This window comes from Nonomuraea sp. NPDC050680, from assembly GCF_040654555.1.
Classification (GTDB): domain Bacteria; phylum Actinomycetota; class Actinomycetes; order Streptosporangiales; family Streptosporangiaceae; genus Nonomuraea.
In genome coordinates this window covers 162926-185168 of the sequence record NZ_JBFAIF010000007.1, presented here as the reverse complement: position 1 = coordinate 185168, position 22243 = coordinate 162926, and the positions used below count along the sequence as shown (strand labels likewise).

The window sequence follows — 22243 nt, the reverse complement described above, 5'->3', positions numbered from 1 at the left end:
CGCTCGTCTCCACGCTTTCGGTTGGGGACGGACCGTATCGCTCACCGGTTGAGGACGGGACCGCGTCGGGCGACGGACCGTGTGGATGCCGGTTGAGGATGGACCGTTTCGGGACTGTACGGCACGTCATGGAACAGCACCACACGGCAGCCCACTGCACAGATCACACAGCGCCTATTCGGCCCCCTTCCGGCCCATTGGGGACCATTGGGGACCATTGGGGCCATTCGGGGTTTACGGCAGGGCGTGGGGGGTCGGGACGTACAGGCGGCTGCCCGGGCGGATGAGCGATCCGCGCAGGTCGTTCAGCCGCTTGATCTCGGTCACCACCGCCCCGGGGTCACCCTCATCGGGAGCCGCCGCGTCGGCGATCGTCCAGAGCGTGTCCCCCTCGTGGACGGTCACCCAGGGCAGGCCCGCGTGACTCGGTACGGCGGGCGCCGCGGACGCCTGGCTGACAGCGCGGGTGCCGAGCCAGAAGCCGCCCAGGGACAGCAGAGCCATGGCCATCACCAGTACGGCCCGCCCTCGTCGCGTGAGCCGTACGGGAGGATTACGCCGCCCCCGCCGGGTGACGCCGGCCTGCCTCCTGGACAGACGGGTCCGATCCGCAGGCAGACCGCCCTTACGCCGGGGGCGCGGGTACGAACCCGGCACCTCACGGGCCCGGCCCCCGGATCGGCTCTCTGCCTCGCGGGACCGAACGTCCGGATCGCGAATAAACCCCTCCGCACGGCCGTCGCTCGCCCGAAGTGACGAGTTCCCGTGCTCCAGCGATCGCCCGACTTCCGCTGAGCCTCCGGACTCCACCGGGTGTTGCCCGGTCGTGCCCGTAGGTCGTACTCCTCCACCAGGCGGTGGTGTGTGGTCGGCGTCAGGGCGGGGCGGGGGCACCAGCCACAGGCGCGGTCTTCCCTGCGCCGCGGTCCGACGGCTGAGAGGCCCTCTGCCAGACGACCCGCCCCCGGCACGTACGCTGCCTCCCCCCGGACGGCCGCCGCTGCCGTATTCGGGACGACCCCCGCCCGCGCGTCCAGGCCGTGCCCCGCCTTCCCTGCCCAAACGGCCTCCGTCTCCACCCTCGCGAAGGCTCCCGCCCCCAGTCCGTAGACGGCCCACATCCCCGGTTCCGGAACGGGTCCCGCTCGCTATCCCGAAACGACCTTCTGGTCCCGGGGCAGCGGACCCCCGACCGCCAGGCCCCGGACCGGCCGATCCCGGGCCGACAGACGCCGGGCCAACAGACGCCGGGCCAACAGACGGCGGGCCAACAGACGGCGGGCCAACAGACGGCGGGCCAACAGACGGCGGGCCAGCAGGCCCTGGACCGACGGACCCCGGAGCCCGGTTGTCATAGTTGTCACATTTATTCGGGCGTTCGCGATCTGGTCGGTCGGCGGAATCGCCGCCCCGGCAACCGTCCCCCCGGTCGTCACCTGTGTCGCCGCCCCCTGCCATCGGTCGCCGGGTGGCGTCTGCCAGGAGGGTGAGTCGCTTGACGTCGTCGCTGGTGGCATCTGTGATGGTGGTCGCTCGCATGTTTGACCTCCCAGCCGTCCCGGCCCGAAAAAAGGCCCAATAAAGATCGGCAAATCGAACACGGTGTCGATCGAACTCCCGTACGATGTTGTACACCAAGCTGCCAACAATTTCGAGGAAGACTCGAACAATTGTTTGAAGATGATCTTCAACAGCGATACGGTCGCTGTGTGCGACACGAAGACCACGGACCGGGAGATTCGCCGGTGAGGCGGGCCGCCGGGCGAGGAGGCAGATCATGAGCGATCGGGATGACACCAACGGGGTCAGTGACCTCGCGGTGCGTCGGCGTGACTCCCTGGGACTGACGCCCAGGCAACGCAAGATCCTCGAGGTGATTCGCGACTCGGTCCAACAGCGGGGCTACCCGCCGTCCATGCGCGAGATCGGCGAGGCCGTGCAACTGACGAGCACGTCCAGCGTGTCGCACCAGTTGACGGCGTTGCAGCGCAAGGGCTACCTGAGACGCGACCCCCACCGGCCCCGCGCGCTCGAGGTTCGTCTGCCCGGGGAGCCCGCGCTCTGGGTCGATCCCGACACCGCCAATGAGTCCGACGCCCCGGTGAACAGGCCCACGGCCGCCTATGTGCCGCTGGTCGGCCGGATCGCCGCTGGCGGCCCGATCCTCGCCGAGGAGAGCGTCGAAGACGTCTTCGCCCTGCCCAAGCAGTTGGTCGGTGAAGGCACCCTCTTCCTCTTGCAGGTCGCCGGTGATTCGATGATCGACGCCGCCATCGCCGACGGCGACTGGGTCGTCGTCCGCCAGCAGCCGGTCGCGGAGAGCGGCGACATCGTGGCGGCCATGATCGAGGGCGAGGCCACAGTGAAGACGTTCAAGCGCAAGGACGGCCACGTCTGGCTGGTGCCGCACAACGCCAACTACGACCCGATCCCCGGCGACGAGGCCAGCGTCCTCGGCAAGGTCGTAGCGGTCCTCCGCCGCCTCTGACGCCGCACACGCTTCCGGGCGCATGAAGATCATGCGCCCGGAGCGCTGTAGGTGTGTCTTATGGGTGGTCATGGACCATACACATGTATGACGGGTATCGACCGTACGGGTGGCTGATGGGCATGGCAGGAAGACGCCACTCCTGTGATCCACGAGCGGTTGGTGCTGTTTCACCACCAGCCACCTCCTGGGCCTGCCATCGACGAGCGTCCGAGCATTTCGGCGAAGCTGTTGCTCTTGGTCGACAACGCATCTACCAGGGGCTTCTCTGCTTGTAGATCTAGCTCAGGAGCTCGCAATAAGCCTGTGACCTGCCGCTTCAGGGCGAAAAGGGCTCGCCGAAGTGAATATCTATTGCCGCAGATGCAGAAATTGGTGCGGCGCGCGGTTAGGTTTATGGCGTAACCGATGAACGTGGACCCTCGCTTTCCTCGGAAACGAGCACTGTGATACTGTCGTTCTCAGTTGCAGTTGTGGTTCCCAAAGACTTCAAGTGCCCTCGCCGGCGTCCTGTGCCGGTGGTGGCACTTTTGTATTGCCGGTGCTTTTCCGGACGGGGCAATCATCGCGGCGACGCGAGGCTCGCACGGAGCGAGCCTTACGGGCACTGCCCCGAAGGAGATACAAAATGGCTACTGGCACAGTGAAGTGGTTCAACGCGGAAAAGGGTTTCGGCTTCATCGAGCAGGATGGTGGCGGCGCTGACGTCTTCGCCCACTACTCGAACATCGCCGCCCAGGGCTACCGCGAGCTCCAGGAAGGCCAGAAGGTGAGCTTCGACGTCACGCAAGGCCAGAAGGGGCCGCAGGCGGAGAACATCGTTCCCGCCTGACACTGACGTACCACGCAGCTGGGGCCCGCGCCGTAGGGTGCGGGCCCCAGCGCGCTGCTTTTGTGGTACCCGATGTGCCGTGACGGCCTCACAAACCGCGAAGAACAACATGTCCGTTCTTCCGCCGCACACCGATGCACCCCTGATGGCTCCGGTTCGGGCATAAGCCCGCCCCAGTCCTACGGCCCGGCATCGCCGCCATTCTTTCCGGCGAATGCCGACCATTTCGAGGTACGAGGCCAGGCTGTTTTCCGCCGACTCGACTCGTCTTTTCTTCGGCTCGTGCTCGCTGTTCTTGTGCCGCTCATCGCGTCGAGAATCACCTGACACGTGCCGCATCAAGGAAGGTTCTGCATGAACCGTGCAACTCGCACACACGACCGCTACTCCCCGACCCGTACGGGCGGCTCTGCCAACCCCGGCAGGGGCGGCCGATTCGGCTCGCCGGCTCAGGGCCGTTCAGGCGCCCCCAGTCGTTCCGGCTACGGGCGGCGGCCCGCCGCGCTCCAGGGGGAGTTCGCGCTGCCGGTCACCGTCACCCCGGCCCTGCCCGCCGCCGCGACATTCGCTGAACTGAAGATGCCGCCCGCGCTGCTGACGATGCTCACCAGCCTGGGCATGAATGAACCGTTCCCGATCCAGGCGGCCACGCTGCCGAACTCCCTGGCCGGCCGGGACGTCCTGGGGCGGGGGCGCACCGGATCAGGCAAGACACTCGCCTTCGGCCTGGCCCTGCTCGTCCGCACCTCCGGACAGCGCGCCGAATCGCGGCAGCCGCTTGCCCTGATCCTCGTCCCTACTCGGGAACTGGCCCAACAGGTCACCGACGCACTCACCCCGTACGCCCGATCACTGAAGCTGCGGCTGGCCACCATCGTTGGCGGCATGTCAATCGGCCAGCAGGCAAATGCGCTGCGCAGCGGTGCCGAGGTCGTCGTTGCGACCCCGGGACGGCTCAGGGATCTCATCGAGCGCGGCGACTGCCGCCTGGACCAGGTCGGCATCACCGTGCTGGACGAGGCCGACCAGATGGCCGACATGGGCTTCATGCCGCAGATCACCCACCTGCTCGACAAGGTGCGCCCAGGGGGCCAGCGGATGCTGTTCTCCGCCACTCTGGACCGCAACGTCGACCTACTGGTCCGCCGCTATCTGACAGACCCGGTGGTCCATTCGGTTGACCCCTCGGCGGGCGCGGTCACCACGATGGAGCACCACGTGCTGCACATCCAAGGCACCGACAAGCAGGCCACCACCGTGGAGATCGCTGCTCGCGACGGCCGGGTGATCATGTTCCTGGACACCAAGCACGCTGTGGACCGGCTCACCGAACACCTACTGAACAGCGGAGTACGCGCCGCCGCGCTACACGGGGGCAAGTCCCAGCCCCAGCGCACCCGTACCCTCGCCCAGTTCAAGACCGGCCACGTCACGGTGCTGGTGGCGACCAACGTCGCGGCCCGCGGCATCCACGTCGACAACCTCGACCTCGTCGTCAACGTCGACCCGCCAAGCGACCACAAGGACTACCTGCACCGCGGCGGCCGCACCGCCCGCGCCGGCGAGTCCGGCAGCGTCGTCACCCTGGTCCTGCCCAACCAGCGCCGTGACATGACCCGCCTGATGGCCGACGCCGGTATCGTCCCGCAGACCAGCCAGGTCCGCTCGGGCGAGGCTGAACTAAGGCGTATCACAGGCGCCCAGGCGCCCTCTGGGATCCCCGTGACCATCACCGCACCGGTGGTGAATCGTCGGGCAGGACGGAACGGCCGACGATCCAGGTAGCAGTGGGTGACCGCCTCGCACAAGACCAGGTGCAGACCTGTACCGCGTCATAATGCAGCCACGACGGCTCTGAGCTGAGGTTCGACTGGGCCGATCGGGCTGCTCGCGCGGCACTGGCCCGGTGATTGCCGGCGATACTGCGCGCTCTGCGGCCGGTCACCCCGGCAACTTTGCCGGCATGGCATCGTCGTCCGCTGCGACGGGCCTGGACCTACCCGCATCGGCCCTGACGTCCAGGAACGACTGCGGAGCTTCGGGACCTGTTCATTCGCCTCGCGCGGGAGAACCCAGCGTGGGGCCATCGACGGGTGCACGGGGAAGCGGCGCGGCTTTACTTCCAGGTCAGCGAGGCGACCGTGCGGCGCATCATGCGCTCCCACCGAGACCGGGCTGGGCGGCGAGACGGGGTGGCCGTGGGACGGGGTGGCCGTGGGACGGGGTGGCCGTGGGACGGGGTGGCCGTGGGACGGGGTGGCCGTGGGACGGGGTGGCCAGAAACCCGGTGGTTTCTAGAATGGCCGCGTGACCGACATAAAGCGGGCAGAAGACCTCAAGGCAACACACGACGGATTCAAGTGGGCCAAAGCCGCCCCCGGCGTCATCCCCGCCTGGATCGCCGACATGGATCTCCCCACCGCCCCAGAAGTCGTCAACGCCCTCCAACGGCGGGCCCACGGTGACCTCGGCTACCCCACCTGGCTGGACGATCCCCGCTGTGGCCCCCTGGCCGAGGCGTTCGTTGAGCGGATGGCCGGTCGGTACGGCTGGGAGCCGGAGGTCGAGTATGTGCGGAGTTATTCCGACATCAACCAAGCGCTCCAGGTGCTCCTCCACGTATGGACCCGCCCCGGCGATGGCGTGGCCGTGCATACCCCCGCCTATCCCCCGTTCCTCGGCACGCTGGAGACCATGAACCGGCCGCTGTATCCCCTGCAGCTGAGCGCTGACGGGGACTCGTGGCGGTTCGAGGTGCCCGATCTGTCCGGGTGCAAGGTGCTGCTGCTGGTCAACCCGCACAACCCCACGGGCCGGGTCTTCACCCCCGAGGAGCTGACCGAGCTGGCGGAGCACGCCGAGCGTCATGACCTGCTCGTCATCTCCGACGAGATCCACGCCGACCTCGCCTACGCCCCCAACCAGCACATCCCGTTCGCCACCATCCTGCCCGAGCGGACCGTCACGCTCACCTCTGCCACCAAGGCGTTCAATCTCGGCGGCATCCGGTGCTCGGTCGCCCACGTCGGCTCGCCGGAGCTGCGTAAGGTTCTCGACGCGCAGCCGCCCTTCGTGTTCGGCTCGGCCAATCTGTTCGGCGTGGAGGCGACGGTGGCGGCCTGGCGGCACGGCGATGCCTGGCTTGAGGAGACTCGGGCGCTGTTGGACAGGAATCGCCGGACGATCGCCGACCGCCTGCCCGAGGGGGTCGGTTACCGCATCCCGGAGGCCACCTACCTGGCCTGGCTCGACTACGGCCGCCCAGGCGTACAGGAAACGCTCGAACGTGACGCGAAGGTCATGCTGAGCGATGGCGCCACGTTCGGGCCCGGCGGCGAGCACTCCGTACGGCTGAACTTCGCCACCACCGAGCCCGTCCTGACCGAGATCCTGGACCGGATCACACAGACCGGAACACCATCAGTCGGCCTATGACCTCACCCCGCCGAGCGAGTTCAGGGCGAGCCGCATGGTCTCAGGGGAAGGTCAGAAGCGAGGGAAGTCCGTCTCCCCGACCCCCGGCGGCCCGGCGCCCACCGAGTCCTTCTTCAAGGCCTCTTCCACCAGGTACTCCAGCCGCGCGGTGATAGCCCCCTGAATCAGTACAAGGGCGAGGGACAACCGCCACCCCACCTTGATGGAGGCCAGCCGGGCAGCCGGGTTGACGGACGCGACCAGGCGCAGCGCCGCGATCACCCCCAGCTCGCCCATGGTCGTCCAGAACGCGTACGAGTGCAGCCGGTTCAGCTGCCGCACCGCGTCCTGCAACCCGACGGCCCGGCCCGCGGCGTAGTCGGCGAGCTGGACACCCGCGGTGACGAAGTCCCGTAGCTTCTGGTCGGCCACGTCCTTGGCGCCGCCGTGCCATGCTGCCGCCAGCGCCTCCAGCTTCATCGGGTCCCCGGCCCCGAAGGTCTCGCTCAGAGAGTTGGCGGCGTGGCGCCAGGCCGCGATGGCCTCGTCGACCTTCTCGTCGTGCCAGGTCACGGTGGCCAGCCAGAGCATGAGCCCGGTTCCGGCCGTGATCGACATCGTGGCGGCGACCTTGAGCATGGACAGCGTGCGCTGGCTCAGGTTCGCCATCTTCGCCGCCTCGGCCGACAGGTTCGCGATCCCGGCGGCCGAGCCGCGCTGGAGGTAGGAGGACGCCTCCGCCAGCCGGAGGAGGGTCACAGCCGTGGTGCCAAGCGACGTGAGGCCATATCCCACGCCGTTCCGGACTTCCGACTCCGGCGACGGCGCGTCGCCGCGTACGAGAGGCTGCCGGTGGCCGCCAACGGCAAGGACCGCGCGCATGACGTCGTTGGAGGCCCGCACATACCCGTCGGCGGTGAGTTTCAGGTTGCGCGAGATGCCCTCGGCCGACTCCACGCCGCGCCGCACCCGGCTGTTGAACTCGTCGCCGGCCTGGTTGTGGCGGTCTCTCGCCGCACCACCGGCGATGCCGAACGTCCCCAAGGGGAGCTCTGGGACGGCGAGCTTTTCCAGGGCCTTCCGGATGTCCCGGGCATTCAGTCCGGTTTCCCGGATACCGCTCTGACGATAGGCGAGAGGTTCCACCGTCTTACGCCCGAAGAAGGGAGTCAGCGGCCACGCCCTTGAGCGACAGCCCAGCGGCGTCACTCCGGCCATACGCGAAGGACTTCATGAGATCAACTCTGCCTACAGGATCCGCTCCGATCGTCATAGGAGCGGATCCCGTGATGACTCCGTTATGTCGCGAGAGACGGCAGATCGGGAGGTATGACCGCCGGGTGCTCGATCTCCGTTATGTCGCGAAGTTATGTCGCGAGGTCATGCCGCGAGGTCATGCCGCGAGGTCATGCCGCGAGGTCATGCCGCGAGGTTATGCCGCGAGGTTATGTCGCGAGCGGCGGCAGGTCCGGAGGTGTGGCCGCCGGGTGCTCGGTCAGGGCGGCGAGCGCGAGTTCGACCGCTTTCTCCAGCTGCGGATCACGGCCCGCCACCCGGTCCTGCGGCGCGATGACCACCTCGATGTCGGGGTCGACGCCGTAGTTCTCCACGCCCCAGCCCTGCCCGGCCAGCCAGAACGAGTAGCGGGGCTGGGTCACCACCGTCCCGTCCACCAGCGAGTAGCGCGAGTCGATGCCGATCACCCCGCCCCACGTCCGGGTGCCCACCAGCGGACCGATCTTCCGGTTCTTGATGCCCGCGCTGACGATGTCGCCGTCCGAGCCCGCGAACTCGTCGGTGACGGCCACGATCGGGCCGCGCGGCGAGTCCTCGGGATAGCGCATCGGCTCGTAGCCGCGGGCGTGCGCCCAGCCGGAGACCTGGCGCGACAGCTTTTCCAGCACGAGCTCGGAGGTGTGCCCGCCGCCGTTCTCACGTACGTCCACGACCAGCCCCTCGCGGGCCATCTCCGTACGCAGGTCTCGATGGAACTGCGCCCACCCCGAGGCCACCATGTCGGGCACGTGCAGATAGCCGAGCCGCCCGCCCGACGCCTGCCGGACGTAGGCGCGGCGGCCCTCCACCCAGTCGTGGTAGCGCAGCTGCGTCTCGTCGGAGATCGGGGTGACCACCACCCGGCGCGTCTCGCCGCCCGACGCCGGTCGTACGGTCAGCTCGATGGGCTGCCCGGCCGTGCCGGCCAGGCAGGCGAGCGGGCCGCGTACGGGATCGATGGGCCGTCCGCCCACCGCCACGATCGCGTCGCCCTCGCGCACGGCCACGCCCGGCGCGAGCAGCGGCGAGCGCGCGTCGTGGTCGGACGACTCGCCGGGCAGGATCCGTTCGACGCGCCAGACGCCGTCCGCGTCGCGGGCGATGTCGGCGCCGAGCAGGCCCTGGCGCCGGCGCGGGTCGTAGCCCCCGCCGACGGGCCGGGCATAGGCGTGCGAGGTGCCCAGCTCGCCCTGTACCTCCCAGAGCAGGTCGATGAGCTCGGAGTAGGCGCCGATCCGGTCGACCAGCGGCGCGTAGCGGTCGAGCGCGCCCTGCCAGTCGACGCCGTTCATGTCCGCGCGCCAGAAGTGGTCGCGCATCAACCGGCCGGCCTCGGCATAGCCCTGCCGCCACTCGGCGACCGGGTCGATCTGGACCGTGATCCGGTCCAGGTCGATGGTGACGACCTCGTCGCCCTCGCCGCTGGTACGGGTCTGCAGGCCGTTCTTGCCGTTGAGGACGAGCCTGCTGCCGTCGCCGCTCACCTCGAAGGCGCGCGTCTCCCTGCCGAGCTCGGCCTTGGCGCGCTTCTTGAGGTCGTAGCGTTCGAGGACGGTCTCGCCGGTCGGCTCGGTGCCGTCGCCGAGCAGCCCGGCCGCCGGGTGGCGCAGCCAGAGCAGGGCGTCCTTGGCGGTACGCAGGTTGCGGTAGTGCGCGGCGGGCACGGGCACCGGCACCACGCGCGAGGCCAACCCCTCGAGGTCCACCTCGGTACGCGGCGGCTCGGCGTCCTTCTTGTCCGAGGTCTTCTTGTCCTCCGACGAGGAGGACGAGGCGGAGGCGGGCTTGTCGTCCTCGCCGTTGAACCCGCGCCCTTGCAGGCTCGGGTCGAACGGCGAGGGCGTCGTCGCCTGCAACGGCACCAGGTACGGCCGGCAGCCCGCCGGGAACGACAGGTCGAACACGTGCGCGTCGTAGATCGGGTCGAACGTCCGTACCGACAGGAACGCCAGATGCTTGCCGTCCCTGGTGAAGACCGGGTCGAAGTCGGCGAACCGCAGCGGCGTCACGTCGATGACGGAGGTCCCGTCGAGGCGGCCCATCCTGATCTGCGACAGGCGCGCGTCGTGCGGGTGCACCCACGCCAGCCAGGACGAGTCGGGCGAGAACGTCAGCCCGCTGATGTCCCCCTGCGTCGTGCGATCCAGCTCCCGGATATTTCCGGATTCGAGGTCGATGACCAGCAGCCGCCCGTCGTGCGTGGCAGCGGCCGCGTGCTTGCCGTTGGGCGAGGCGGCCAGCTGGAGCACCCGGCCGAGCTCGCCGGCGGCCAGCGTACGTATCTCGCCGCCGGGCGTGCCGATCTCCAGGCCGTCCTCACCGGTGGCGTCCGAGACCCAGATCGCCCGGCCGTCGGCGTCGAGCGCCCGCGGCAGCCGTACCCGGACGCCCGGTTCCACCCGCAACGCGCCCGCGGGGCCGTCACGGTGGGTCACCCAGTGGGCGGTGCCGCGGATCTCGACCGCGCTGGCCCGCCCGGTCTCGTCCGGCGAGAACCCGCCGACGCGGGCCGGCGCCGGTCGCCGCGCGCGAGCCGGGCGCGGGCCGCCGAGCTTGACCTCCAGCTTGTACGGCTCGGCGTCGAGGCTCTCCAGCAGCCAGAGGTCGCCGGCATGGCTGTAGACCACCCGCTCCCCGTCGGTGGAGGCGTGGCGGGCGTAGAACTCGTCGTGTCCGGTGTGCTTGCGCAGGTCGGAGCCGTCGGGCAGGGCCGAGTACACGTTGCCCGTGCCGTCGATGTCGGACAGGAACGCGACGCGGTCACCTACCCACATGACCGACCAGTACTGGGCGTCGCTGTCGGCGAACAGCCGGGCGAACTCGCCGCTCCCCTCGGCGTCGACCCAGAGCTTGCCCGCCGTACCTCCCCGATAGCGCTTCCACTGTGACGGCTCGCGGAAGATCGAGGACACGGTCGCGACCTTCGCACCGCTGACTGCGGCCTCGCTCACCCACCCGTACGGCAGGCGCACCGCCGGGCCGCCGTCCAGCGGCACCGCGTACGCCCAGGTTCTGGCCCGCGAGCCCTCTCCCGCCCCGCTGACCGCGAGCACATCCCCGCCGGGGGTCCACCCGCGCGCGCCGGTCGTCGCGCTGCCCCAGTGGGTCAGCCGCTCGCCTTCGGCTCCGTCGAGCTCGGCCGCGAACACTTCGGGCGGTCCCTCCCGATGGCTGGTCCACGCGATGCGGGCGCCGTCGGGCGAGAACCTGGGGAACGACACGGGTGTACGGTCGGCGGTGAACCGCCAGGCCCGTCCGCCCGCCACGGGAGCCAGCCAGACATCGTCGTCGGCGACGAAGGTGACCAGGTCACCGTGCAGGTGTGGAAATCTCAGGTATGCGCCAGTTGTCACAGCTGCACACTAGTGCGCGGTCGGCCGCGAAGTCCGCCCTTGAAGTCTTGGTCAAGGCCGCCGCCGGGCGGAGTGTGACGGACGGTGATGGGAAAGAAGCCGTACGTTACGTCATTTCTGGAGGAAACGTGAGGATCTTCGCCCGCCCCCACCAGTGGCCACCTCGCATCGCGGCGGGCGCGTACATCCTGGACTCCGGGCTGACCCTTGCCCAGGCCGACCGCGAGGCCGCCACCGGCGTGTACGGCATGGCGGCCACGGCCTTCCCGTTCCTCCGCCGCTACGATCCCGAGACGTTCATCCGGCTGCTGTCGAAGTCCCAGATCGCGGTCGGATCGGCGCTGCTGCTCCCGGTGGTGCCGTCGCTGTTCGCGGGGGCGGCGCTCACCGCGTTCGCCGGCGGGCTGCTCACCTTCTACGTCAAGACCCCCGGGCTGCGCGAAGACGGCACCCTGCGCCCCTCTCAAGAGGGGGTCTCCGTAGCCAAGGACGTCTGGCTGCTGGGCATCGGGCTGGGCCTGGTGCTGGAGGAACTGACCCAACGTTAATCTCCGACGCCTGGTAACTAACGTGTGCAAGCCCGGGTAGGCGGCACACCATGGCAGAAATCGGCTACACCTTGATGTGCGAGCAGACTCCGGCCCGGCAACTGGTGGACGACGCGGCCACAGCCGAACGGACCGGATTCGACTACGCGGTCATCTCCGACCACTACTTCCCATGGCTTGAGGAGCAGGGTCACGCGCCCTACGCCTGGTCGGTCCTGGGCGCGGCGGCGAACGCCACCGAACGGCTGCCCCTCATGACGTACGTGACGTGCCCGCTGATGCGCTACCACCCGGCCGTCGTCGCGCAGAAGGCCGCCACGATGGGCGTGCTCAGCCAGGGCCGGTTCTCGCTGGGGCTGGGCTCCGGCGAGAACCTGAACGAGCACGTGATCGGCGAGGGCTGGCCACCGGTCAACACCCGGCACCGGATGCTGCGCGAGGCCGTCCAGATCATCAAGAAGCTGTTCTCCGGCGAGTACGTCACCTACCAGGGCGAGTTCTACGACGTGGACTCGGCCAAGCTCTATGACCTGCCCGAGCGCCGGATCCCGATCGGGGTCGCCGCCTCCGGTGGGCAGTCGGCGGATCTGGCGGCTGAGTTCGGCGACCTGCTGATCGTCAACGAGCCGATGCCGGAGGTGGTGGACCAGTTCAACTCGCTCGGGGGCTCGGGCAAGCCGGTGTACGGCCAGCTGGCCATCTCGTACGACACCGACGCCGAGGCGGCCAAGGAGCGGGCCCACGAGCTGTGGCGCTGGTCGTCGGCCGGGTGGAAGGTCATGGCCGAGCTGCCGGGGCCGGTCAACTTCGGCGCCTACGCCGACTACGTACGGCCCGAGGACGTCGCCGACAGCGTGCCGTGCGGCAACGACGTGGACGCGGTGGTCGAGGCGGTCCGCAAGTACACCGACGCCGGGTTCACGCACGTCGCGCTCGTGCAGATCGGCCACGACCAGCAGCAGCCCTTCTTCGGCTGGGCCGAGAAGGAGCTGCTGCCCGCGCTGCGCCGCCTCTGAGGCACGGCGCCGCCCCTGAGCCGCGGCGCCGTCCCTCAGTCCGACTTGCGCCGCCTCTGAGTCCGGCGGGTCACCCTCGTCAGGGGACGATGTTGACCAGCTTCGGCGCCCGCACGATCACCTTGCGCGGCTCGCCCGTCAGGTAGGAGCGGACCTTGTCCGAGCCCAGGGCCAGCGCCCTCAGGTCGGCCTCCGAGATGTCGGGCGACACCTCCAGGCGCTCGCGCACCTTGCCGGCCACCTGGACGACGCAGGTCACCGACTCCTGCACCAGCAGCGCCGGGTCGGCGGTGGGCCAGCCGGCCCGGCTGACGCCGCCCTCGTGGCCCAGGCGCTCCCAGCCCTCCTCGGCGGTGTAGGGCGCCACCAGGGACAGCATGACGGCCAGCGTCTCGGCCGCCTCGCGGACCGCGGGGTCGGCGGCGCCGGGACCGGAGTCGATGGCCTTGCGGGCCGCCGAGGTCAGCTCCATCATGCGCGCGATCGCGACGTTGAAGCGCTGGGACTCCACCAGCCTGGTGACTTCGTCGATCGCGTGGTGCGTGGCCTTGCGCAGCTCGACGTCGCCGCCCTCGAACGGCACGCCGGGCTCGGCGGCCACCTCATCCATCACGCGGAAGGCGCGAGCCAGGAACTTCTGCGACGCGGCCGGCGACATGTCGGCCCAGTCGATGTCCTCCTCGGGCGGCCCGGCGAACAGCATGGTCAGGCGGACCGCGTCGACTCCGAAGTCGTCGATCTGCTGGCCCAGGTCCACGCCGTTGCCCAGGGTCTTGGACATGGCCTTACCGCCGTTGATCACCTGGCCCTGGTTGAGCATGCTCAGGAACGGCTCGGTGAAGTCGAGCATGCCCATGTCGTGCAGGACCTTGGTGAAGAACCGTGAGTAGAGCAGGTGCAGCACGGCATGCTCGATACCGCCGACGTACTGGTCGATCGGGCCCCACTTGCGGACCGCCTCGACGTCGAACGGGCCGTCGGTGTAGCCGGGCGAGGTGTAGCGCAGGAAGTACCAGGAGGAGTCGACGAAGGTGTCCATGGTGTCGGTGTCACGCTTGGCGGGACCGCCGCACTTGGGGCACTCGACGTTGACCCAGTCGGTGGCGCTGGCCAGCGGGGACACGCCCTTCGGCGCCAGGGCCTCGCCGCGCAGGTCGGGCAGCGTGATCGGCAGCTGGTCGTCGGGGACGGGCACCTCGCCGCAGTCGGCGCAGTGGATGATCGGGATCGGCGTGCCCCAGTAACGCTGGCGGGACAGCAGCCAGTCGCGCAGCCGGAAGTTGATCGCGCCGGTGCCCCGGCCTTCGGTCTCCAGCACCTCGATGATCTTGGAGATGGCCTCGGTCTTGGACAGCCCGTCCAGCGGGCCGGAGTTGACCAGCTTGCCCTCGCCAGGCGTGGCCTCACCGGTCTCGCCGGGGTCGGCCAGGCCGGTGTGCACGACGACCTTCACCGGCAGCCCGAACTTCAGCGCGAAGTCCAGGTCGCGCTGGTCGTGGGCGGGCACGGCCATGATGGCGCCGTGGCCGTAGTCGGACAGCACGTAGTCGGCCGCCCAGACCTGGATGCGCTCGCCGTTGACCGGGTTGATCGCGTAGCGGCCCAGGAAGACGCCGGTCTTGTCCTTGTCGGTGGACAACCGCTCGATGTCGCTCAGCTTGGCCGACTCGGTCCGGTACGCCTCGAAGGCCGCGCGCTGCTCGTCCGTGACGATCTCATCGGCCAGTGGCGCGTCCACGGCCACCACGAAGAACGTCGCGCCGAACAGCGTGTCGGGCCGCGTGGTGTAGACGTGGACCGGTTCCTCGCGGCCCTCGATCTCGAACAGCACGTCGGCGCCCTCGGACCGGCCGATCCAGTTGCGCTGCATGGTCAGCAGGCGCTCGGGCCAGCCGTCCAGCTGCTGCATGTCGTCCAGCAGCCGCTGCGCATAATCAGTGATCTTGAAGTACCACTGCGTCAGCTCGCGGCGGATCACGTCGGCGCCGCAGCGCTCGCACTTGCCCGCCACGACCTGCTCATTGGCCAGCACGGTCTGGTCCTTCGGGCACCAGTTGACCAGGCCGCCCTTGCGGTAGGCCAGGCCGCGCTCGAAGAAGCGGATGAACAGCCACTGGTTCCAGCGGTAGTAGTCGGGGTCGCTGGTGTGCAGGCGGCGCGACCAGTCGAAGGAGATGCCGTAGCGCTTGAACGAGCCGGCCTGCGTCTCGATGTTGGCGTAGGTCCACTCGGCGGGGTGTGCGTTCCGCTTGATGGCGGCGTTCTCGGCCGGCAGGCCGAAGGAGTCCCACCCGATCGGGTGGAGGACGTTGTAGCCCTTCTGGAACCAGAAGCGCGCGACCACATCGCCGATCGCGAACACCTCGGCATGGCCCATGTGGAGGTCACCGGAAGGATAGGGGAACATGTCCAGCATGTAGCGCCGCTCACGCGTGTCGGCGGCGTCATCGCTGGCCCGGAACGGGTCCTGCTCCTCCCACCGCTGCTGCCACTTGGCCTGCAGCGCCTGCGGGTTGTACTCACTCACGGCGGTTGTCCTTTTGGATTGACTCGGACCCATAAGAAAACCCCTCGTGCGCATGACGAGGGGCAGCCGCGACGGCGAGCTGTCAGAGCCGTCGCGGCCCGCTAAGAAGCAGGGTCGCGGAACGCATAGGTCAAGCCTAGCGCACGTCTTCGGCTGAATGCGGGTCGTCGAGCCGGGTCAGTGGGCACAATGGACTCTTCAGGTCTGGTGAGATCTGATGGTGATGTATCCGTTGTGACCTCTAATGTCCCATTAGAATACTCTCGTCGCCGTGGTGTACCCAGTAGAGCCAGAACGTCCAGATGGTGGCCTGCCCATGCAGGACCCACCGACGGATCCGCACGGCTTCGCGCGTTTTACTGCGGAACCCCTGGTCTCGCGTGAGATCATGCCGGATGCGTTAAATCCGGACATAACCTCGGGAGGTACGGCAGCAATGGCAACGGAGAATTCCGGAGCACCCCACCTGCCACCGTCCTGGCCCGAGGCGCCAAAGCCGGAGGTGCCGACATCCTGGCCCGAGGCGCCCCGACAGGACGCGGCATGGCCTGACTCCTCACGGAGCGGCGCCGCCCAGTCGTCATGGCCGGACTCGTCGCAGTCCTCGCCGTCGTGGCCCGACCCATCGCAGTCCTCACCCTCGTGGCCGGATCCGGCGCAGTCCTCGCCGTCCTGGCCCGATCCCGCGCAGTCCTCGCCCTCGTGGCCGGACCCCGCGCAGTCCTCGCCTTCATGGCCGGACCCCTCGCAGTCCTCACCGTCCTGGCCCGATCCGTCGCGGCAGGGCGGCGCGCCGTCACAGGGGTCGCAGCAGTCCTGGGCGGACTCCGGGCCCGCCTGGTCGGAGGCTCCGCCCTCCTCGGACGCGTGGTCGAACCTCGGCCCGCAGGACGCCCGGTCTCAGCCGCGTCCCGGCGACCCGATGGAGCGCACGGCCTCCTACGGCCAGGGTTCTCCGGACAATCAGCCCACGGCGTACCACCAGTTCCCGCAGAATCCGCTCGGCGAGCGCGCGTACCCGCCCCCGGACGACCGAGGCGCACCCCGCTCCAGTTCCCCGCTGGACGGCCCCCGCTCCAGCTCCCCGCTGGACGGCCCTCGTTCCAGTTCCCCGCTGGACGGCCCTCGTTCCGGCTCGCCGCTGGACGGGCCGCAGGGCGGCTCGCCGCTGGACGGGCCGCGAAATGTCACTCCGCTGGACAGCCGGCGCCGGGGCACTCCGCTCGACGATCGTGCGGTGCCGCGTTCCGCGCCCTCCCCCGACGACCGCCTGGTCGCGTACGGTCAGGCGCCGGTCGGCCAGGCACCGCCCGGCCAGCCGCCGATCGGCCAGGGACCGGGTGGTCACGGACCAGGCGGTCACGGACCAGGCGGCCAAGGACCGGGCGGCCAGGGATCGGACGGCCAAGGACCAGGTGGCCAGCCGCCGGGCGGCCAGCCGCCGACCGGGGAGGACCACCAGGGTGAGCACGGCAGGCCGGGTTCCAACCTGAGCCGCGACCCGTCCGACCCGGACCACAGGTTCGTGACGGCCGGCCAGATCAGCGGCTCCCGCACCCCGCCGCCCGAGCGCCAGCAGGAGCTCTGGAACACCGTCTTCGGCGACGACTACCAGGCGATGGGTGAGCCGGATTCGCTGGACAATCCCGGCAAACCCCTCTGGATCTACGCCCTGGCCGGCTCGGTGGCCATCGCCCTGGTCGGCGCCGTCCTCTGGGCGTTCCTGGCAGGACCGCTGGCCAGCAACGCGCCGGCCGCCACCACCAACACCGGGGCCGCCAAGCCGAGCACGTCGGCCAGCACCTCCCCCACCAAAGCGGTGAGCTCGATCCCCCGTCTGCCGCGGTGGTCCGGCAAGGCCGCCCCCGTGACGGGCATAGTCGCCAACCCCTCGGCCGGCATCACGGTCCCGCGCCTCGGCGGCACCTGGCAGCAGGACCAGCGCGCCACCGTCAAGACCACGTACGGCTTCGACACCCGCCAGTACGTCATCACGGGCACCAACAGCTCCGCCCAGATCCTCACCGGCCCACTCCCGGCCAAGCTGGCGTCCTCGTTCACCAGCGAGGACGACCTGGAGCCGGTGATCAAGCAGGTGGTGCTGAACGCCCGGAAGCGCTTCTTCCCCGAGGGCAACACGGTCAAGAAGATCGCCCAGCAGCCGATCAAGGTCGGGCAGTCCTCGGGCCGGGTCATCGCCTACGCCCTCACCTCGGGCACCGAGAAGGCCACCATCGTCACGGCCGCGATCAACACCGGCAAGGACGTACCGGCGATCGTCTACATGTCGATCCCGTCGACCAGCAAGCAACTCCTGCCGGACGTCAACACGGTCATCAAGCAGATCAAGGTGACCCCCACCTCCTGACCCCTGCCCCCGACCCCCGCGGCCCGGGGGTCGGGAAGGTGGCTCTAGAAGGTGCACTCCAGGTGCTTGATGCCGTTGATGAAGCTGGAGTGCAGGCGGTCCGGCTTGCCCGCCTGGATGCCCGGCACCCGGCGGAGCAGTTCCCGGTACATCACCGTGATCTCCCGCCGGGCCAGGTGCGCCCCGAGGCAGAAATGCGGCCCCGGTCCGCCGAACCCCACGTGCGGGTTGGGCGAGCGGGTGATGTCGAACCGCTCGGGCTCCTCGAAGACGGCCTCGTCGCGGTTGGCCGCCCAGTAGTACAGCACCACCTTCTCGCCCGCCCGGTACAGGTGGCCGTTCATCTCGTGGTCCCTGGTCACCTTGCGGCGCATGAAGTTCACCGGCGAGGCCAGCCGGACGATCTCCTCCACGGCCCCGGTCGCCCGGCCCTGGACGTCCTCCACCCACAGCGCCCGCTGGTCCGGGTTGTTGGTGAGCAGGCGCAGGCCGTACGAGATGGCGTTGCGGGTGGTCTCGTTGCCCGCCACCACCAGCAGGATGAAGAACGAGCCCAGCTCCTGCGAGGTCAGCCGCTCGCCGTCGATGTTGGCGTTGACGAGGGATGACGTCAGGTCGTTCGTGGGATTGTCGGTGCGGTAGGCGGCCAGGTCCTGGACGAGCTGCTGCAGCTCCATCCCGGCGTTGAGCAGGAGCGGGACCACCTGGGTGACGTCGTCGCCGGTGTATTCGGGGTCGAAGCCGCCCAGGATGACGTTCGAGCGCTCGTAGACGAACTGGTAGTCGCGCTCGGGGATGCCCATCATGTCGCAGATGATCTTCAAGGGCAGGCGGGCGGCGACCTCGGTGACGAAGTCGCAGCCGGAGCCCTTGACCAGCAGGTCGTCGACGATCTTGGCGGCCGCGACGTCCACATCCGCCTCGAACTGCTTGATCATCTTGGGGGTGAAGGCCCGGGAGACGATCCGGCGCAGGCGCGCGTGCCGGGGGTCGTCCATGTTGATCATCGAGCCGAAGTACTCGGTGAACTCGGCGGGCATGTCGAGGATGTTCGTGGCCCCGCCGTCGCCCGAGGAGAAGACCTCGGGATTGCGGCTGGCCTCCAGGATGTCGGCATGCTTGACCAGCGCGTAGTAGCCGGGCCCCTGCGGGGCGAAGTCGACCACGGGCTCGGCGAAGAAGGCCGGCGTATCTCGCGCCCGCAGCCGGTCGAAGGCGGCCCTCCGCTCCGCCATCGGCTTGGCCCAGAAATCACGGTCCGACAGGTCGAAGTCCAGCACGTCCATGAACACCATCATTCGGATAGCGGCCTATTCACGTCAACGCGATCGAAGTACACCGTACGTCTGTGGGGCCGGGCGTGCGCGGAAAATCGGTGGCCTCTGGAGGCGGGTGATCTATAGCGTGGGGGCATGACGTTCTTCTTCTTCCTGCGCTAGCGACCCGCCGGCGGGTCGTGGATGACCCACCGCCGGTGATGCGGGACGGCCGGCCGCCGTCCCGGGTCGCGACGTGGGAGAAGGACACGTGCATACACTTGCCGTGGCCAGGGCGGTGCGTGGCATCGAGCCCCTGGTGGCCGCGGAGATCCGACGTGCCGGGCTCGGGGTGGTGCGCGGAGTGCGCCACCGTGAGGTGTGGTTCGAGACGGCCGATCCCGGGCCGGAGCTGCTGGGGTTGCGGACGGCCGACGACGTGCTGCTGGTGGCGGCCGTCGTGGAGGGGATCGGGCACGACAGGGAGGCGCTCGGACGCCTGGCGCGGGCGGCTCGCCGGCTCGACACCGAGAGCCTGACGAAACTCGTCCACCAGATCACCGACCGAGCCGCCGACCGCCCGCACGAGGTACGGGACGGCGGCCTACCGTACGGGGAGCGGGACAGCGGGGTACTGGACGGCGGCCCCCCGTACGCCATGCGGGACAGCGGGGTACTGGACGGCGGCCCACCCTGCGCCGTGCGGGGCGGTGGGGTGGCCGTGCGGGGCGCTGGGGTGGAGGTGTCGGCGTCGTTCGTCGGGCGGCGGAACTACAACCGGTTCGACATCGAGGACGCCGTCGGCGCCGAGCTCGCCCGGCCGCTGGGCCTGCCGTACCACTCCCGCCGCGACGGCCGGGTGCCGCCCGAGGGCTCGACGGCTTGGCGGGTCACTCTGGAGGCCGGGCAGGCGGTCATCGCGCTGCGGGTGCCCGCCAGGCCGCTGCACCGCAGGCCGTACAAGACGGAGTCGATCCCCGGCACGCTGCACCCGCCGGTGGCCGCCGCCATGGCCGGGCTGGCGCGGCTAGACCGCGCCGGCACGGTGCTCGACCCCTGCTGCGGCGCCGGCACCACGCTCATCGAGGCCCGCGCGCTCGCGCCGCACGCGCGCCTGCTCGGCTTCGACCACGACCCGCACGCCGTCCACGTCGCCGCCGCCAACGCCGCCCGCGCCGCAGCCCACGCGATCACCCCGGCCCACGCGGGCCGGACTCCCGCGACGGGCGGCATCGCCTGGGGTGTGGCCGATGCGGGGCGGATTCCCCTGCCAGACGGCAGCGTGGACCGGGTCCTGGTGAACCCGCCCTGGGACCGTCAGGTCGCCCCGAGCGGGCGGCTCCGCCGGGACCCCGGCCGCCTGTGGCGCGAGATCCACCGTGTCCTGGCCGTGGACGGAACCGTCGTGACGCTCCTTCCGGAGGCTTGGCAGCCGCCCGGATTCTGGGTGGACAAGGTGATTCACCTCACCCTGTCAGGACGCCATCCCGTCGTGGCGGTCCTCAGAAGGCCGGCCAGTCGAGGACGAGCCGGTTGACGCCGCCCTCAGGAGGCCAGCCAGTCGAGGACGAGCCGGTTGACCTCCGCGGGCTTTTCGAGGTGGAGGAAGTGACCCGCGCCGGCCACCTGCTCGGTCCGCGATCCGGCCGGCAGGTGGCTCAGCGCGTCCTTGGCCAAGTCGGCCGAGATGCAGCCGTCCTGGGTCCCGTGCAGGTAGAGGATCGGCCCGGTGGTGGCGGGCTCCGGTGCCGGATAGCGCCCGGTGGGCGGGGTGGTGCCGAGCATCGCCCGGTAGTAGCCGATGGCCGCCGCCAGGTTCGCCGGTGCGCCGATGCTCTGCCGGACGAACTCCAGGTCCTGTTCGGCGTCGTAGCCAGGCGACCAGTCGCGCCAGAGCCCCTCCAGGAAGCCGGGGGCGGCGGCGGCCGTCTCGGCCAGGGCGGTCTGGAAGAGAAAGACGTAGAATGAGCGCTTGAGCTGCTCGTAGTCCAGGAATCCGGTCGCCAGGGCGGCCGCCGGTGGCACGGCCATGGCCACGGATCTGCGGAAGCGGTCGGCGGACGCGTAGACGGGGAACGCGCCCCAGTCATGGCCGATGAGCACCGCGGCGGAGTCGCCACCGAGCTCCTCGTGCAGCGCCCGTACGTCGGCGACGAGCGCGCCGGCCTCGTAGGCGCCGTCGGCGGGGATCTCGGTCGGCGCGTAGCCGCGCAGGAACGGCGCGACCGCGCGGTAGCCACGCTCGGCCAGCGCCGGGAGTAGGTGACGCCAGGTGTGGGCCGTGTCAGGGAAGCCGTGCAGGCACAGGGCCAGCGGCCCCTCCCCTACGGCCAGATACGCGAACTCCACCCCGTTGGCGTGGACGGTTCTGATCTCCATGACTGCGAAACCTAGCAGTCGGCCCTCCGCTGGAATAGCACTCCGCTCCGGGACCGGAATCAGCCGCCCTCCTCGACTCCCCGCAGCAGGCAGCGCAGCCCGAACTCGAACTGATCGGTGAAGTCCAGCTCGCCGGCCTCCACCACCCTCCTGGTGAACTCCGGGTAGTCACCGCTCGCGATGACCTCCCTGAGGTATGGTGCGACGCTCTGCCTCCACTCCTGCTCGGTCATCCCGGTGCGGCGGCTCGCCTCCTGCTCGGCCAGCTCCCTGGCGACGGCCCCCAGCACGTAGTCGCCGAGCATCGCGATGACCGCGGCGGCCCGCGTGATGTCGGGGGTCAGCGCGGCGGCGGCCTTCAGCGTGGCGTCGAAGTGGCGCAGGGAGTGGGGACCGAGCGTGGGCCGGCTCGCCATCAGCGTCCCGAGCCAGCCGTGGCGCAGCAGCGCCGACCGCTGCGCGCGCGCCACCCCGGCCAGGTCGGCCCGCCAGTCACCGCTGACCTCCCGAGGCGGCTCCTCGCCCCAGACCGCGTCGACCATGAGGTCGAGCAGCTCGTCGCGGTTGGCTACGTAGCGGTAGAGCGAGGTGGTGCCCGACTTCAGCTCGGCCGCCACCCTGCGCATCGACAGGGCGTCGAGCCCCTCCGCGTCGGCGATCCCGATCGCGGCGCGTACGACCCGCTCGACGCTCATCGTCTGCCGCTTGGGCGAGTACGGCTCGCGGCTCCACACCAGAGACATCCGGCCACCCCCTCTGGTGCCATCGTACGGCAGTGGGTACAGTG

At 69.7% G+C, this 22243-nt stretch carries 15 protein-coding genes; 8 read left to right on the top strand and 7 right to left on the bottom strand.

All coding sequences use genetic code 11. From position 1 onward, the window contains the following. Window positions 1-234 precede the first annotated feature (234 nt). Window positions 235-504 carry a LysM peptidoglycan-binding domain-containing protein gene (locus AB0H88_RS25225; RefSeq protein WP_357648361.1) on the bottom strand — a complete coding sequence of 90 codons (270 nt, stop codon included), beginning with the start codon at window positions 502-504 and terminating at the stop codon, window positions 235-237. Window positions 505-1777: 1273 nt separating this feature from the next. Here AB0H88_RS25225 and lexA point away from each other — a divergent pair. The 4 genes from lexA (at window position 1778) to AB0H88_RS25205 (ending at window position 6755) form a co-directional block, all read left to right on the top strand. Further along, a complete protein-coding gene (gene lexA / locus AB0H88_RS25220; RefSeq protein WP_357648359.1) occupies window positions 1778-2488 on the top strand; it encodes a transcriptional repressor LexA in 711 nt (236 codons plus the stop codon). A 628-nt stretch (window positions 2489-3116) separates the two neighbouring features. After that, window positions 3117-3320, top strand: a complete 204-nt coding sequence (locus AB0H88_RS25215) for a cold-shock protein (protein ID WP_049562746.1) — start codon at window positions 3117-3119, stop codon at window positions 3318-3320. 354 nt (window positions 3321-3674) lie between these two features. Next, window positions 3675-5105 (top strand): DEAD/DEAH box helicase, encoded by a 1431-nt coding sequence (locus tag AB0H88_RS25210; protein WP_357648356.1) that lies wholly within the window; start codon window positions 3675-3677, stop codon window positions 5103-5105. Between the two features lie 522 nt (window positions 5106-5627). After that, complete coding sequence (locus tag AB0H88_RS25205) at window positions 5628-6755, top strand: aminotransferase class I/II-fold pyridoxal phosphate-dependent enzyme (RefSeq protein ID WP_357648354.1); 1128 nt, start codon at window positions 5628-5630, stop codon at window positions 6753-6755. Window positions 6756-6806: 51 nt separating this feature from the next. On the opposite strand, the gene AB0H88_RS25200 is transcribed toward AB0H88_RS25205, so the two are convergent. Next, on the bottom strand, window positions 6807-7778 hold the full coding sequence (locus tag AB0H88_RS25200; RefSeq protein WP_357648352.1) for a hypothetical protein: 972 nt from the start codon (window positions 7776-7778) through the stop codon (window positions 6807-6809). Window positions 7779-8179: 401 nt separating this feature from the next. Next, the gene (locus AB0H88_RS25195; RefSeq protein WP_357648350.1) at window positions 8180-11362 is read right to left on the bottom strand and encodes a PDZ domain-containing protein; all 3183 of its coding nucleotides are present in this window, start codon (window positions 11360-11362) and stop codon (window positions 8180-8182) included. Window positions 11363-11490: 128 nt separating this feature from the next. On the opposite strand from AB0H88_RS25195, the gene AB0H88_RS25190 reads away from it, so the two are divergent. Continuing rightward, window positions 11491-11910, top strand: coding sequence for a hypothetical protein (locus AB0H88_RS25190; protein WP_357648348.1), 420 nt, complete (start codon window positions 11491-11493; stop codon window positions 11908-11910). 50 nt (window positions 11911-11960) lie between these two features. After that, window positions 11961-12926: a TIGR03557 family F420-dependent LLM class oxidoreductase gene (locus AB0H88_RS25185; RefSeq protein WP_357648346.1), complete on the top strand. Its 966-nt coding sequence runs from the start codon at window positions 11961-11963 to the stop codon at window positions 12924-12926. Between the two features lie 79 nt (window positions 12927-13005). Here the strand turns inward: AB0H88_RS25185 and leuS are convergent, their stop codons facing one another. Beyond that, window positions 13006-15486: a leucine--tRNA ligase gene (gene leuS / locus AB0H88_RS25180; protein ID WP_357648344.1), complete on the bottom strand. Its 2481-nt coding sequence runs from the start codon at window positions 15484-15486 to the stop codon at window positions 13006-13008. An 889-nt stretch (window positions 15487-16375) separates the two neighbouring features. Between leuS and AB0H88_RS25175 the strand changes: the two genes are divergently transcribed. After that, entirely contained in the window at window positions 16376-17821 is a 1446-nt protein-coding gene (locus tag AB0H88_RS25175; RefSeq protein WP_357648342.1) for a hypothetical protein, read from the top strand. 44 nt (window positions 17822-17865) lie between these two features. Here the strand turns inward: AB0H88_RS25175 and AB0H88_RS25170 are convergent, their stop codons facing one another. Beyond that, window positions 17866-19107, bottom strand: coding sequence for a cytochrome P450 (locus tag AB0H88_RS25170; RefSeq protein ID WP_357648340.1), 1242 nt, complete (start codon window positions 19105-19107; stop codon window positions 17866-17868). A 241-nt stretch (window positions 19108-19348) separates the two neighbouring features. On the opposite strand from AB0H88_RS25170, the gene AB0H88_RS25165 reads away from it, so the two are divergent. Continuing rightward, on the top strand, window positions 19349-20614 hold the full coding sequence (locus tag AB0H88_RS25165) for a methyltransferase domain-containing protein (RefSeq protein WP_357648338.1): 1266 nt from the start codon (window positions 19349-19351) through the stop codon (window positions 20612-20614). Between the two features lie 8 nt (window positions 20615-20622). Here the strand turns inward: AB0H88_RS25165 and AB0H88_RS25160 are convergent, their stop codons facing one another. Both AB0H88_RS25160 and AB0H88_RS25155 read right to left on the bottom strand, forming a co-directional pair. Further along, complete coding sequence (locus AB0H88_RS25160; protein WP_357648336.1) at window positions 20623-21456, bottom strand: alpha/beta hydrolase; 834 nt, start codon at window positions 21454-21456, stop codon at window positions 20623-20625. 59 nt (window positions 21457-21515) lie between these two features. Beyond that, window positions 21516-22199, bottom strand: a complete 684-nt coding sequence (locus AB0H88_RS25155; protein WP_357648334.1) for a TetR/AcrR family transcriptional regulator C-terminal domain-containing protein — start codon at window positions 22197-22199, stop codon at window positions 21516-21518. Window positions 22200-22243 lie beyond the last annotated feature (44 nt).

What these genes read in the sequence shown, in the direction of transcription:
- AB0H88_RS25225 (WP_357648361.1), bottom strand. Translation starts at nt 504, where the DNA reads ATGGCTCTGCTGTCCCTGGGCGGCTTCTGGCTCGGCACCCGCGCTGTC.
- lexA (WP_357648359.1), top strand. Translation starts at nt 1,778, where the DNA reads ATGAGCGATCGGGATGACACCAACGGGGTCAGTGACCTCGCGGTGCGT.
- AB0H88_RS25215 (WP_049562746.1), top strand. Translation starts at nt 3,117, where the DNA reads ATGGCTACTGGCACAGTGAAGTGGTTCAACGCGGAAAAGGGTTTCGGC.
- AB0H88_RS25210 (WP_357648356.1), top strand. Translation starts at nt 3,675, where the DNA reads ATGAACCGTGCAACTCGCACACACGACCGCTACTCCCCGACCCGTACG.
- AB0H88_RS25185 (WP_357648346.1), top strand. Translation starts at nt 11,961, where the DNA reads ATGGCAGAAATCGGCTACACCTTGATGTGCGAGCAGACTCCGGCCCGG.
- leuS (WP_357648344.1), bottom strand. Translation starts at nt 15,486, where the DNA reads ATGGGTCCGAGTCAATCCAAAAGGACAACCGCCGTGAGTGAGTACAAC.
- AB0H88_RS25175 (WP_357648342.1), top strand. Translation starts at nt 16,376, where the DNA reads ATGGAGCGCACGGCCTCCTACGGCCAGGGTTCTCCGGACAATCAGCCC.
- AB0H88_RS25170 (WP_357648340.1), bottom strand. Translation starts at nt 19,107, where the DNA reads ATGGACGTGCTGGACTTCGACCTGTCGGACCGTGATTTCTGGGCCAAG.
- AB0H88_RS25160 (WP_357648336.1), bottom strand. Translation starts at nt 21,456, where the DNA reads ATGGAGATCAGAACCGTCCACGCCAACGGGGTGGAGTTCGCGTATCTG.
- AB0H88_RS25155 (WP_357648334.1), bottom strand. Translation starts at nt 22,199, where the DNA reads ATGTCTCTGGTGTGGAGCCGCGAGCCGTACTCGCCCAAGCGGCAGACG.